We start from the raw sequence: 14,370 nt of genomic DNA, 5'->3' as shown, positions 1-14,370 counted from the left end.
TCGTCCCAGCCTCGCAACTGCGCGAGGCATCCTTCGTCGCTGCCCGCGTGAATACTCTCCTGTCACCCGCCCCGTCCGTCGCATCTCCACGCCCGTTGCCCGCCAGCACCGCTGACAACCCGTCGCACGACTCCGACTACCGCGACATCGCCTCGCTCGCCGCCAGCCTCTGCGACGCGCCGATGGCGCTGATCATGATGCGCACGGGCGAAGAGTACACCGTCGTCGCCACCCACGGCCTGTCCGTCACTCCCGAACTTCGCGCCGCCGGCTTTTGCGCCCGCACCCTCGCCGGCTCCGCCCCGGTTTTCTCTCTCTCCGACGCCACCGCCGACCCCGCCTTCCGCGACGCCGTCTGCGTCCGCTCCGAGCCCGGCATCCGCTTCTACGCCGGCGCCAAACTCACCCGTGCCCCCGGTGACGTCCTCGGCACCATCTGCGTCCTAGACCGCCGCGTCCGCTCTCTTTCTCCCTCCCAGGAAAACGCTCTCACCACCCTCTCCCGCCAGATCGTCAACCGCGCCGAGCTCACCCGCATGCTCACCCTCCGCGAATCGGAGACTGATCGCCTCCGCCTCGCCCTCGACCGCTCCGAGACCCTCCAAGGCATCATCAACCAAAGCGGCTTCATCGCCCTCCGCCGCCGCCTCTCCCCCGGCTGGCCCGTCGATTTCGTCTCCGAAAACGTCACCGAGTTCGGCCTCTCCCCCGCCGACCTCCTCGACCGCACCAGCGAACAACTCGACTTCCTCCACCCCGACGACCGCGCCCGCATCGCCGCCGAGCGCGCCCAATTCCTCGCCAGCACCGCCACCGCCCTCACCCAGCGCTACCGCCTCGTCGTCCCCGGACAACCGATACGTTGGATCGACGACGTCACCCGCATCGTTCACCCCGCCTGCGGCAGTGAGCCCCGCCTCCAAAGCGTCCTCCACGACGTCACCGTCGCAGTCGCACGCAAGCAGCACCTCCACCTCATGGACCAGGCCCTCAAGGCCTGTAACAACGGCATCGTCATCGTCGACGCCCAGCACCCCGACCGCCCCGTCATCCAGGTCAACCCCGCCTTCGAACGCATCACCGGCTATTCCCCCCACGAAGTCCTCGGCCGCAACTGCCGCTTCCTCCAGGGCAACGACCACGACCAGCCTGCCCTCCACGAACTCCGCGCCGCCCTCGCCAGCGACACTCCCTGCCGCGTCATCCTCCGCAACTATCGCAAGGACGGCACCCTCTTCTGGAACGAACTCGACATCTCCCCCGTCCGCTCCGAACACGGCCTCGTCACCCACTTCATCGGCGTCCAGACCGACGTCACTTCCCGTATCCAGATCGAAGAACTCCTCCAACGTCGCGACGCCATTCACCAGGCCGCCAGCTACGCCGCCGAGATCCTTCTCAACGCCTCCGACTACGCCGCCGCCCTCCCGCTCGCCCTCGAACAAATCGGCCAGGCCACCCGCGCCGACCACGTCGCCGTCTGGCGCCAACACCACGGCTTCGCCGGTTCCCCGCTCCTTTCCCTCGACACTCTCTGGGGCTCCGACTCCCAGCCATCCTCCCGCGCCGCCCTCCGCGATCTCCTCTTCGAAAACAACGCCGGCTGGTCCTCGGCCGACGCCCTCCGCCAGGGCCGCCCCGTCCAAAACCGCCGCGACGCCTGCCCGCCCGCCGAGAAATCCCTCTGGCTCGCCCTCGGTGCCCACTCCTTCGTCGCCCTGCCCATCTTCGCCGGCCCCGGTCGCTTCTGGGGCATGATGTCCATCGGCTTCAAAAACGATTCTCCCCCCTGGCCCGCGCAAAAAATCGACGCCCTCCTCTCCACCACCCGCGTCCTCGGTGCCGTTCTCCTCAACCGCTCCACCGCCCGCGCCCACCTCGACAGCGAAACCCGCTACCGCTCCCTCGTCTCCAACCTCAAGGAAGCCGTCTTCCAGACCGACGAAGCCGGCTTCTGGACCTTCCTCAATCCCGCCTGGGAAGAAATCACCGGCTACTCCGTCGCCGAATCCCTCGACACTCTTTTCCTCAACTACGTCCACCCCGACGACCGCGACCGCAACAACGAGCTCTTCCTCCCGCTCATCGAGCGCAAAAAAGACTACTGCCGCCACGAGGTCCGCTACCTCACCAAAGACGGCGGCTACCGCTGGCTCGAAGTCTTCGCCCGCCTCGTCCTCGACGACGACGAGCGCATCCGCGGCACCGCCGGCACTCTCCACGACATCACCGAACGCAAACTCGCCGAAGAAGATCTCGGCAAGCAACGCGCCGCCATCGAAGCCGCCATCGACGGCGTCGCCATCCTCGATTCCAAGGGCTGCTTCACCTACCTCAACACGATCCACCTCGAACTTTTCGGATACACCAAAACCTCCGAACTCCGCGGCCAGTCCTGGCGCACACTCTACACCGACGACGAAGTCCGCCGCCTCGAAGATGCCGCCTTCCCCGCCCTCATCCAGGACGGCAAATGGCGCGGCATCGCCACCGCCCGCCGCCGCGATGGCACCACCTTTGCCGAGGAACTCTCCCTCACCCAGATCCGCGACGGCGGCCTCGTCTGCGTCTGCCGTGACATCACCGACCGCCTCCGCGCCGAGGAAACCATCCGCACCTCCCTCGCCGAAAAAGAAGTTCTCCTCAAAGAGATCCACCACCGCGTGAAGAACAACATGCAGATCATCTCCAGTCTGCTGAATCTCCAACTCGGCCACCTCCACGACGAAACCTCCCGCCGCCTCTTCGCCGAATCCCAAGGCCGCATCGCCTCGATGGCCCTCATCCACGAGAAACTCTACCAGTCCTCCGACCTCGGCCACATCGACTTCGCCGACTACCTCCGCGACCTCACCGAAAACCTCGTCGCCGCCTTCGGTGTCTCCACCCGCGGCATCGCCTTCGACCTCCACGTCGCCTCCATCGAGCTCGGCATCGACACCGCCATCCCCTGCGGCCTCATCGTCAACGAACTCGTCTCCAACGCCTGCAAACACGCCTTCGCCCCCGGCACCCCCGGCCGTATCGAGATTTCCCTCACGCGCGCCTCCGCCGACCAGTTCCGCCTCGTTGTCCGCGACAACGGCCGCGGCATCCCCGCCGACTTCGACCTCCGCCAGACCAAGTCCCTCGGCATGCAGCTCGTCAAAACCCTCGTCCGCCAGCTCCGCGGCGATCTCCAGATCGAGCCCGGCCCCGGCGCCGCCTTCGCCATCACCTTCCGGGAAATTTCCCGCAAAACCCCCGCCTGATCCATGACCGCCCGCATCCTCATCACCGAAGACGAAATGGTCGTCGCCCTCGACCTCGAGCAACGCCTCACCCGCCTCGGCTACGAGATCTGCGCCACCGCCGCCTCCGGCGAGGAATCCACCCGCCTCGCCACTGAGCTAAAGCCCGACCTCGTCCTCATGGACATCCAGCTCCAGGGCGAACTCGATGGCATCCAGGCCGCCGCCCTCATCCGCTCCGAGCTCGATCTCCCGGTCGTTTTCCTCACCGCCAACGCCGACGAAAAAACCTTCCAGCGCGCCCAGCTCACGCACGCCGCGAGTTATCTCCTGAAGCCTTTCAAGGAACGCGAACTCCAGCTCTGCATCGAACTCGCCCTCACCAATCACGCCCTCCAACGCCAGCAACGGGAAGCCCGCGACCAGCTTGAACAACGCGTCATCGAACGCACCGCCCTCCTGGCCGAATCCAATGAAACTCTCCGCAACGAGATGCACGCCCGCATCCTCGCCCAGGAAAAAACTCGCGCCCAGGCCGCCCTCCTCGACAAAGCCCGCGACGCCATCTTCGTCCGCTCCCTCGACGGCCTCATCACCTACTGGAACCGCAGCGCCGAACGCCTCTACGGCCACTCCGCCCCCGAAGCCCTCGCCCGCCAAGCCGACGAACTCACCGGCTCCCGCGACGAACTTCCCCGCATCCAGTCCCTTGCCGCCACTCTCGCCGACGGCGAATGGACTGGCGAACTCGTCCACCACCGCCGCGACGGCTCCGAACTCATCGTCGAATCCCGCTGGACCCTCGTCCGCGACGATCTCACCGGCGCTCCGCTCAATATCCTCGTCGTGAATACCGACATGACCGAGCGCAAAAAAATCGAGGCCCAGTTCCTCCGCGCCCAGCGCCTCGAAAGCATCGGCTCGCTCGCCAGCGGCATCGCTCACGATCTCAACAACGTCTTCACCCCGCTCCTCATGTCCGGCCAGATCCTCGCCGAGTCCGGCCTCCCCGAAGCCGACCGCCGCCTCGCCGACATCATGCTCGCCAGCGCGAAGCGCGGCGCCGACATGGTGAAGCAAATCCTCCTTTTCGTCCGCGGCCGCGAAGGCGAACGCGAACCCTTCCGCCTCGAGCACCTCATTAAGGAGGTCCACCACCTCATCCAGGAAACCTTCCCCCGTTCCATCGCCATCCGCAGCCGCTTCGCCGCCGACCTCCCCTTCGTCCTCGGCGACGCCACCCGCCTCCACCAAGTGCTCATGAACCTCTGCGTCAACGCACGCGACGCCATGTCCACCGGCGGCGAACTCACGCTCACGCTCGAACGCCGCACCCTCGATGCCTCCGCCGCCGCGCTCATCCCCGGCGCTATCGTCGGCGATTTCATCCGTCTCAGCGTTTCCGATACTGGTCCCGGCATGTCACCCGAAGTCCTCGCGAAAATCTTCGACCCGTTCTTCACCACCAAAGCTCCCGGCAAAGGCACCGGCCTCGGCCTCGCCACCGTCCAGACCATCGTCCGCGACCACGGCGGCTTTCTCCAGGTGGAATCCGCCCTCGGCTCCGGCGCACACTTCCACATCTACCTCCCCGCCGTGACCGGCACCTGCGACGATCTCGCTGAAGCTCCCGAGGAACCGCCCGCCGGCAACGGCGAATGGATTCTCCTCGCCGACGACGACCGCGCCGTTCGCGAGATCATCAAGTCCTCACTGGAAGCGTCCGGCTATCACGCCCTCACCGCTTGTGACGGCACCGATGCCCTCGCCCAAGTCGCCACCCACCGCGACCGCCTCGCCTGCCTCGTCCTCGACTTGATGATGCCACACCTCGACGGCCTCGCCGCCATCCGTGCCATCCGTCGCCTCCACCCCACTCTTCCCATCGTCGCCATCAGCGGCCTCGATCCCGCCGAACGCCCCCAAGCATCGCTCGACGAATACAAAATCACGGTACTTTCGAAGCCGTTCACTCACGAACAGCTCTTGTACGCTCTTCACGAGTGCTTGATCAAAGCGTACGCACACCCAGCTAACTAAGTAAGCTCCGGCAGTCTCGCGCTGCTCAGCTGCTTCTACGACAGTCATTTAATCGCCGTGTCTGGATAAAGACAGCGGCGTCAGCGGGTTGGACTTCCTCAAAATCAACACCCCGGGTTTTCGCGCTTTCGTGGCTCATGAACCGACTTGTGACAGGTCGGTGACATGTTCCGGACTGCGATTCGGTAAGGTGGTTATCACAGCGAAATTCCTATCACCACCACGGCATACCGGCAGGACGGCGAGAGGAACGAGAGCTGGGAAAACAAACCATCAAATCATGAAACTCACCCCTTCGTTCAAAACGAACCTTAGCCGGTTCACTCTCTGCGGTTTCGCCGCAATGGCCTGCGCTACATTATCGCCCGCTTCCGTAACATGGAAGGACGTCCAGTTCGGCGGCTTCCTCAGCCAAGGCTACTTGAAGAGCAGCGGCCCCAATGACTACCTCGGTGACACGAGCGAGGGCACCTTCGACTTCCGCGAATACGCAGCGAACGCTTCGTGGTCCAAAGGCAAGTTCCGCATCGGTGCTCAGGCTTTCGGCCAGAAGCTCGGCGAGTACGGCGACGACAAAATCAAACTCGATTGGGCCACGATTGATTACCAGGCAACGCAATGGTTCGGCCTGCGCGCCGGTCGCGTGAAAATGCCCCGCGGCCTCTACAACGAGGCGCTCGATGTCGATTCCGTTCGCCCCTTTGTGCTGCTGCCGCAGAGCGTATACGACAACCGCCTTCGCGATTTCAACGCCTCCTTCGACGGCGCCATGGCTTATGGAAATATCGGCGCAGGAAAATTGGGCAGCGTTGATTACCGTCTGTTCTACGGCTCCCTCTCAATCGATCTCGATTCTGGCGCGACCGATTACTTCAACAACAATCTCCAGGCGAAAAACCTCGATTTCGGAATGGATTCGGTGCGCGGCGGCACCGCGTTCTGGAACACCCCGCTGAGCGGCCTGCGCGTCGGCTACTCCTACAGCGCCTTCGAAAATCTCGCCACCACGCGTAAGATCGGCACGACATCCATCTACACGAAGCAGACGAAAACCTACGAACGTCAGCTCGTCTCGGCGGAATACTCGTTCAACGACTGGATCTTCGCTGCTGAAGCTGGCGACGAACACGCTCTTTACGACATCTCGCTGCGCACAATCTCGACCGGCGCCATTCGCCCCCTGGCGGTCAGCTTCCGCAGTCGCTACGGCTACATTTCTGCCGCTCGCCGCATCAACTCCTGGCTCGAACTGGGCACCTATTACAGCACATCACGCGACAAGCAAAAGTACGTCGCCGGCAGCACCTCCACGTTCCCGATTCTCAATCAGAACGACTATGCGCTCAGCGCCCGTTTCGATGTGAACGATCACATCATCATCAAGATTGAAGGTCACTACATCGATGGCTCCGGCAAGATCTTCGACACCCCTTCCCAGCCGCAACCGGTCGCCAAGCGTGACAACTCCTGGCCGCTGCTCGCGATCAAAACCACCTTCTCGTTCTGATCCGCAACCATCACCTCCAACGCTGATCACCATGAAAAAATTCTTCCTACATGTTGCGCTGATCGCGCTCGCCTCGGGCCTCTGCACCTCCCTGCACGCTGAACCCGTTCTGGCGGCACACCCCGGACTCAAAGAAAAAAATCTGGATGCCGACGACATGAAAGCGGTCCTTCTCGGAAAACGCGTCACCCTAGGCGACACCCGCGTCATTATCATCATCGCGAAAACCGGAGACGCCCAGGAGGCTTTCCTCAAGGATCACGTCGGCATGACCACGAGCCAGTTTCAGACTCACTGGCGCCGTCTCTTCATGACCGGCGGCGGCAGCGCGCCCAAGGTCGTCGAGACCGAAGCCGATGCCTGCAAGCTCGCCGCCGAAACTCCCGGTGCGATCACCGTCGCGGACTCCGCAGCCGTGACCAACGGTCTGATCTCACTAGGCAAATAATCCCGATGCTCACTGTTTCGTCTTCCGCCTCCTTCCCATGAAAATCTCATCCATCACACGCCGGCTTAGTTTTCGGCAAACCATGCTGCTGATCACAGGCTGCTTCATCCTCGTGACGATCGGCGTCGCTTCGCTCGCGATCATGTCTCGGCAGTATTCACGCGAAGGAACGCGGGAGACGCAGACGGTGACCAATCAGTTTCTCCCCGGGCTCGCGACGCTTTCGCGACTCCAGGAAGCCGCTCTCAATATCAAGAGCATCACGCTCCAGTTCGCTCTCGCAAAAGACGACGCCGGCATGAGCACGCAGGCCCAGGCCTCAAAAACCCAGTTCGACAAGGCCGTGGCCAATATCGCCACCCTCAAAGAGAACACGCCCGACGCCTCCTGTCTGGATCTGATCACCAGTTTCGAGGTCGCGGTAAAAAATTACCGCGCTGCCGCCGAGCAATTCCAAACCGAGTTGCGAGGCGGTGATTTCGAAAAAGCCATGTCCACGCTCGATCAGAAGGTCAGCGCTGCTCAGGCAAAACTGGAAGCCGCCTTCCAAGCGATCAACGACCGTTATTTTGAGCTCTCGGATAAGGCCGGCGAAAATACCATCGCTGCGCTCTCAAAGGCCGACCACTTCGGTCTGATCGGATCTGGAACCCTCGCCGGATTTACCGCGCTTTGTCTCGCTCTCTCGCTTTTTGCGTCACGCAGCATCTCGCAACGCCTTAAAGACGCCAACGCCGCCCTTACTACCTCCGCGGGTGTGATCTCGGAAAATGCCAGCATCGTCTCCAGCTCGAGCCACGCGCTCGCAGACGGCTCCAGCTCACAAGCGGCGTCATTGGAGGAAACCTCCGCGTCACTGGAAGAGCTCTCCAGCATGACCAAGCGCAACGCCGAAAGCGCTCAACAGGCCAAGCAGGCCGCAAGCGAAACTCGCTCGTCTGCCGACACCGGTACGGAACGTATGCGCGCCATGCAGACTGCTATGCAGGCGATCACGACCTCTAGCGCGGATATTTCAAAAATCCTCAAGACGATCGACGAGATCTCGTTTCAAACCAATATCCTCGCCCTCAACGCCGCTGTAGAAGCTGCCCGCGCTGGCGAGGCCGGTGCCGGTTTCGCCGTCGTGGCTGATGAAGTCCGCGCTCTCGCTCAACGCTCCGCTCAAGCCGCCAAGGAAACCGCCGCCAAAATCGAAGACTCCGTTGCCAAGAGTCAGCAGGGCGCCGCGATCAGCACGGAGGTCGCGAAAAGTTTTGAGACCATCCAGCAGCAGGTCCTCAAGCTCGATCAGCTCGTCGGCGAAATCGCCACTGCTTCCAGCGAACAAAGCCAGGGCATAAGCCAGGTCACCACTGCGGTGTCCGACATGGATCGTATCACGCAATCCAATGCCGCCAGCGCAGAAGAGACCGCCGCCGCCGCCCAAGACCTCAATGTCCAGGCCAGCGTCCTCGCGGAAGCCGTACGCAGCCTCCAAGAACTCAGCGGACGCAGCCCCAAATCCACTCCAGGTTCCGAGTCCGCTGACGCCCACGCGAATAAACGCCCGGCCGCATCGTCCGGGAAATCCCGTTCGGTTCCCCAAGTTGCACGCGCCTGATCGGACATAAATCAACAGAGTACCTCGTCCCCTCCAAGCGGCCGCTCCACCAGGAGCGGCCGCTTTTTATTGATTCCGCTCCAGCCTGAAACCGAAGCGCCCGGGGAAGGCGACCGTACCTCCAGCCACCGCCTGCGACCTCAAAAACCTTTCCGAAAGATCACTCAAACCATCCAACTTGTGACACCCCGGTGACACCCCGGAAGGAAAGATCTGCGACAATGCTGGCCATGAAAAACACATCACTTTCCGTCAGCCAGGAATCTCCAGCCGCGCCCATCGCAGGCAAATACCTGACCGTCGTCCTCGACAACGAGGCCTACGGCATCGCCGTACTAAAAGTTCGCGAGATCATCCGCATGCAAAAAATCACGCCCGTTCCGCAGATGCCGGAATTCGTTAAGGGCGTGATCAACCTGCGCGGCCGCGTTATCCCCGTCGTCGATCTCCGCGTTAAATTCGGTCTCGAAGCCGCCTTCACCGATCGCACCTGCATCGTCGTCGTTCAGGTCGATGTCTCATCAAGCAAAACCGTCCAGATGGGCCTGATCGTCGATTCCGTCGAAGACGTGCTCAACGTCGCCGCTGACATGATAGAGCCCGCTCCATCGTTCGGTACGCTCGTCGATACGTCCTACCTCCTCGGCATGGCCAAGGCCAAGGGCGAGGTGAAGACACTCCTCGATATCAACCGCGTCGTCGCACGCGACACCGTCCAGGCAATCTCCCGCGCCGCCGCCTGACCCTACAAAAATCCAATCGATTACTCTCATGAACTCATCACCGACCCGCTCTAAAATTTCCTCCATGAAAAACTGGACTATCGCCAAGCGCATTGTCCTCGGAGGAAGCACGTTGATCGCTCTCCTTTTCGTCATCAGCATCGTCTCGCGATCTGCCTTGGCGCGATTGGAACTGTTCGCAGGCAACCGTCTGCGTGACGATGCCATCCCCGGGCTGGTCAGCATCTCCGAGATCAACACACAGTCCCTACGTGGTTACATCCGTTTGTTGATGGCCAGAAAATCGATGGACGCCGATGAACGGGAAAAAAACCTTACAGCGCTCAAGGGAAACATCTCTGCCGCTTCCACCGCCATGGACAACTATGAGCAGGCCATTTCGTCCGATTCCGACCGTCTCGCGTTTGCTGAACTGATTAAGCGGCGCACAGTATTTGGCGAAGTGCGCACAGCCTATGTCCAACTCCTTCGCGACGGCAAAAACGCTGAGGCCGACGCACTCGAAAAGGAACGCCTGGAGTCGGACTACCTCTCTTTCCGTGAACAGTTGGGCAGTATGTTAAAGTGGAATGCGGACGTCGCCACGAGCGTCTCCAACGAAATGGTCACAGTCGCCAAACAGGCTCGATTCACCACCGATATTACCGCCGCAACCAGCCTCGCTGTCGCGCTGATTTTAGGATGGCTCATCATCCGAGGCATTAACCGTACGCTTCGCCAGATGGCGGGCGTTCTCAACGACTCCTCAGCCCAAGTCGCCGCGGCCGCCGGTCAGGTCTCCGGTAGCAGCCAGTCTCTCGCCGAGGGTGCCAGCGAACAGGCCGCCTCGCTCGAAGAAACGTCCGCCTCGCTCGAAGAACTCTCCAGCATGACCAAGCGCAATGCCGACAACGCCCAGCAGGCCAAACAAGCCGCCACGCAGACCCGCGCCTCCGCCGATGCTGGTGCCGATCAGGTCAAAACCATGCAGACCGCTCTTCAGGCCATCACCGTCGCGAGCGCCGACATCTCGAAAATCCTCAAGACCATCGACGAAATCGCTTTCCAGACCAACATCCTTGCCCTCAACGCCGCCGTCGAAGCCGCTCGCGCCGGCACCGCGGGAGCCGGCTTTGCTGTAGTGGCCGATGAAGTACGCGCACTCGCCCAGCGCTGCGCTGCGGCCGCCAAGGAAACCGCCGTAAAAATCGAGGATTCCGTCAACAAAAGCCAGCAAGGCGCACAGATCGGCGCCGAAGTCGCCAAAAGTTTCACGGCCATCCAGCAGCAGGTTGTCCAGCTCGACAGCCTCGTCGGCGAAATCGCCACCGCCTCCACCGAGCAAAGCCAGGGCATCGGCCAGGTCTCCATCGCCGTCTCCCAAATGGACAAGGTCACTCAGGCCAATGCCGCCGGTGCCGAAGAATCCGCCGCCGCCTCGCAAGACCTGACCAGCCAGGCCGAAGTCCTCACATCCGCGGTCGGTGGATTGCAGCAGCTCGTGGGTAACAGCCGCCAGAAGAAGCCAGCACTTCACGTCACCACCACTGAACCAGTCAAAGCCACCAAGCCTGCCAGAAAGCCGTCAGTAGTGCGCTCAACCAAGCGCTCCACCAACATCCCCAATCGCAGCACTCACGCCCAGCCCGTCCTCGTCGGGGTCGGAACGGATGACTCCGCTTTCTTCAAAGACGTCTAAAGAATTTCTCACGGTCCATTGCACCAAAGCCTCCGCCTGCGTTCAGGCGGAGGCTTTTTATTTTTCCAACGAGTATCAGCCAATCACTCCTCCCGGATTCCGGAAGTTGTGGAATCGTAACGAGAGAAAACGCCCTCCCTCGGACATGTGACAACTTGGTGACAGAGATCCCTGCTACAATGGCCGATATTAAGTCCAGACACAGACCCTCATTTTCATCCCCATGAACCAGCTCAAACTCCGCACCAAACTCTATCTGGTCAGCGCACTGTTAATCGCAGTTTCAATCATCGTCGGTCTACTGGGACTTCGCGGCATTCAACAGACCAACAAAGGATTGGAGACTGTTTACAACGACCGCGTCGTCCCCCTCAAGGACCTCAAGTTCATCGCTGATGACTACGCGGTTTCCATCATCGACGCCGCCAATAAAGCCAACGCCGGCCTCGTCGACGCTGAGAATACCCTGAAGAGCCTCACGTCAGCACAAGCCGATATCCGCCAGCGCTGGCAGGCCTACATGGCTACATACCTCACACCCGAAGAAAGCCAGCTCGCTGCTCAAGCCACGCAACTCTACGTTCCGGCCGATGCCGCCGTGGAAAAACTCATACAATACCTCCACGGCAAAACCGGCCTGCTCACCGGCACTCTGACTGATTTCGATGGCCCGCTCTACACGCAGATCGATCCAATCAGTAATAAAATCGGAGAGCTGGTAGACCTGCAGCTCCGAGTTGCCGAGGCCGAGTATCGCGCCGCGCAGAATCGTTACGCTCATCTTCTTAGAGAAGCTATAGGTCTGTTGGCCATCGGCCTGTTTTTTGGTGGCGGCCTCAGCTGGCTCGTCACCCACCGCGTCTCCGTTACCATCAATCGCGTCACCAGCGAACTTGCCGAAGGCGCCGCGCAAACCGCCTCCGCCGCCAGCCAGGTCTCCGCTTCCAGCCAATCCCTCGCCCAAGGTTCCTCCACGCAGGCATCTTCCCTCGAAGAAACCTCAGCCTCGCTCGAAGAACTTTCGAGCATGACCCGCCACAATGCTGAAAGCACCCGCGCCGCCAAAGACACCGCCAGCGCCACCCACGCTTCCGCCAACGAAGGCGCCCGCCAGATGCAGGCCATGCAGCAGTCCATGCACGCCATCAACCAAAGCAGTGAAGAGATCACCAAGATCCTCAAGACCATCGACGAGATCGCCTTTCAAACCAACATCCTCGCCCTCAACGCCGCCGTCGAAGCCGCCCGCGCCGGCGAGGCCGGAGCTGGTTTCGCCGTCGTCGCCGACGAAGTCCGCGCCCTCGCCCAACGCTCCGCCGTCGCAGCCAAGGAGACCGCCGATAAAATCGAAACCTCCGTCAAACGTAGCCGCGAAGGCGTCCAGCTCACCTCCGAAGTCGCAGGTAGCTTCACCACCATCCAAAGCCAGATCGGCAAACTCGAAGCCCTCGTCGCCGATATCGCCAACGCCACCCAAGAGCAGGCCCAAGGCATCACCCAGATCAACGACGCCATCTCGCTCATGGATAAAGTCACGCAGACCAACGCCGCCGGCGCCGAGGAAAGCGCCAGCGCTTCCGAGGAACTCCACGCCCAAGCCGAGTCACTCAACACCTCCGTCCACCACCTCAGCCACCTTGTCCACGGCCAGCCGCGCACCCGCAAAGCCGCCGCGCGTGCTGCCGCCCATCGCAAAAGTTCGTCCCAGCTCACCCGCACGCCCTGCACCGCTCATACCACGGCCACAGCCTGAAACTCTGCATGCTCCGCCTGTCCCAAGCGCTCATAAAAAAAGCGCCACCCGCAAAGGTGGCGCTCGAAAGCTAAACGTGGCGTGACTCGCTGACTCAGGCCGTCGGGACGGTCGCGATCGTCTTGAGGATGCGCGAAGCGACTTCGTACGGGTTGGCCGCGGAGTTCGGGCGGCGGTCTTCAAGGTAACCCTTGTAGCCGGCGTTGACGAAGCTGTGCGGAACGCGAACGGAAGCACCGCGATCGGCGACACCGTACGAGAACTTGTCGATCGACTGGGTCTCGTGGAGGCCGGTGAGGCGGAGGTGATTGTCCGGTCCATAAACCGCGATGTGCTCGGCGCAGTGCTTGCTGAAAGCGGCCATGAGCTTCTCGAAGTAGTCTTTGCCGCCGGTCTCGCGCATGAACTTCGTGGAGAAGTTCGAGTGCATGCCGGAGCCGTTCCAGTCGAGCGCCTGGTTGTAGGGCCCTAGGATCGGTTTGCAGTGAAACTGGACGTCGATGCCATACTGTTCGCAGAGGCGGATCAGCAGGTAACGGGCAACCCAGACATCGTCGGCGGCCTTCTTGGAGCCCTTGCCGAAAACCTGGAATTCCCACTGGCCCTTCGCCACTTCGGCATTGATGCCTTCGTGGTTGATGCCGGCGTCGAGACAGAGATCGAGATGCTCTTCGACGATCTGGCGGGCGACATCACCGACAGCGGCGTAACCGACGCCCGTGTAGTACGGCCCTTGCGGAGCTGGGTAGCCGCCCTCGGGAAAGCCGAGTGGACGACCGTTTTCGTAGAGAAAATATTCCTGCTCGAAACCGAACCAAGTACCCTCGTCATCGAGGATCGTGGCGCGGCTGTTGGAGATATGCGGGGTCTTGCCGTCTGGCATCATGACTTCGCACATGACGAGCACGCCGTTCTTGCGGGTGGAGTCTGGATAGACAGCGACCGGCTTAAGAACGCAATCCGAGCTCCGTCCCTCCGCTTGCTGGGTCGAGCTGCCGTCGAAGCCCCAGTTGGGCAGTTCTTCGAGCTTCGGGAAGCTGGCGAATTCTTTGATCTGCGTTTTGCTACGAAGGCCAGCGACGGGTTTGTAGCCGTCGAGCCAGATGTATTCCAATTTGTATTTGGCCATGGTGGAGTTTGAGGAGGAGGGAGTGGTCGTATGTGTTCTTCAAGCGTTTTGGTTGGCCGGAAGACCACGAACAAACCGCAGCTGCAAAAAAGCACCTAACATGCCACGGGCGTCTAGAACTAAAATTCATGCCAGAAATTTTATCCATGAACCGCTCGCGTCTGACTTCTGCGCGTTTTTAAGCAGGAACTCGCCCTTGCCAGCACCGGACGCGCGCGAAATTGTCCACGCCGTTTCCC

9 protein-coding genes are annotated in these 14,370 nt (G+C 61.5%); 8 read left to right on the top strand and 1 reads right to left on the bottom strand.

What is annotated here, in order from left to right; all coding sequences use genetic code 11:
• The first annotated feature begins 47 nt into the window (after nt 1-47).
• The 8 genes from CMV30_RS14295 to CMV30_RS14260 all read left to right on the top strand — a co-directional run bounded on the left by CMV30_RS14295 (nt 48) and on the right by CMV30_RS14260 (nt 13,002).
• The gene (locus tag CMV30_RS14295) at nt 48-3,251 is read left to right on the top strand and encodes a PAS domain S-box protein (protein WP_138223312.1); all 3,204 of its coding nucleotides are present in this window, start codon (nt 48-50) and stop codon (nt 3,249-3,251) included.
• A 3-nt stretch (nt 3,252-3,254) separates the two neighbouring features.
• Nucleotides 3,255-5,270 carry an ATP-binding response regulator gene (locus CMV30_RS14290; RefSeq protein WP_096056665.1) on the top strand — a complete coding sequence of 672 codons (2,016 nt, stop codon included), beginning with the start codon at nt 3,255-3,257 and terminating at the stop codon, nt 5,268-5,270.
• A 280-nt stretch (nt 5,271-5,550) separates the two neighbouring features.
• A complete protein-coding gene (locus CMV30_RS14285) occupies nt 5,551-6,777 on the top strand; it encodes a hypothetical protein (protein ID WP_096056664.1) in 1,227 nt (408 codons plus the stop codon).
• A 31-nt stretch (nt 6,778-6,808) separates the two neighbouring features.
• Entirely contained in the window at nt 6,809-7,225 is a 417-nt protein-coding gene (locus CMV30_RS14280) for a hypothetical protein (protein ID WP_096056663.1), read from the top strand.
• A gap of 37 nt (nt 7,226-7,262) precedes the next feature.
• Nucleotides 7,263-8,828 carry a methyl-accepting chemotaxis protein gene (locus tag CMV30_RS14275; protein WP_245844221.1) on the top strand — a complete coding sequence of 522 codons (1,566 nt, stop codon included), beginning with the start codon at nt 7,263-7,265 and terminating at the stop codon, nt 8,826-8,828.
• 230 nt (nt 8,829-9,058) lie between these two features.
• The gene (locus CMV30_RS14270; protein WP_096057778.1) at nt 9,059-9,571 is read left to right on the top strand and encodes a chemotaxis protein CheW; all 513 of its coding nucleotides are present in this window, start codon (nt 9,059-9,061) and stop codon (nt 9,569-9,571) included.
• A 64-nt stretch (nt 9,572-9,635) separates the two neighbouring features.
• Complete coding sequence (locus CMV30_RS14265) at nt 9,636-11,249, top strand: methyl-accepting chemotaxis protein (protein ID WP_245844220.1); 1,614 nt, start codon at nt 9,636-9,638, stop codon at nt 11,247-11,249.
• A gap of 223 nt (nt 11,250-11,472) precedes the next feature.
• Entirely contained in the window at nt 11,473-13,002 is a 1,530-nt protein-coding gene (locus tag CMV30_RS14260) for a methyl-accepting chemotaxis protein (RefSeq protein WP_138223311.1), read from the top strand.
• A gap of 94 nt (nt 13,003-13,096) precedes the next feature.
• Here the strand turns inward: CMV30_RS14260 and CMV30_RS14255 are convergent, their stop codons facing one another.
• The gene (locus CMV30_RS14255) at nt 13,097-14,131 is read right to left on the bottom strand and encodes a glutamine synthetase beta-grasp domain-containing protein (protein WP_096056661.1); all 1,035 of its coding nucleotides are present in this window, start codon (nt 14,129-14,131) and stop codon (nt 13,097-13,099) included.
• Nucleotides 14,132-14,370: the final 239 nt, after the last annotated feature.

It is taken from the genome of Nibricoccus aquaticus (assembly GCF_002310495.1).
In the GTDB taxonomy this organism is placed as follows: Bacteria; Verrucomicrobiota; Verrucomicrobiia; order Opitutales; family Opitutaceae; genus Nibricoccus; species Nibricoccus aquaticus.
The sequence above is the reverse complement of the archived record's forward strand: the minus strand, read 5'-3'. Positions and strand labels throughout refer to the sequence as shown.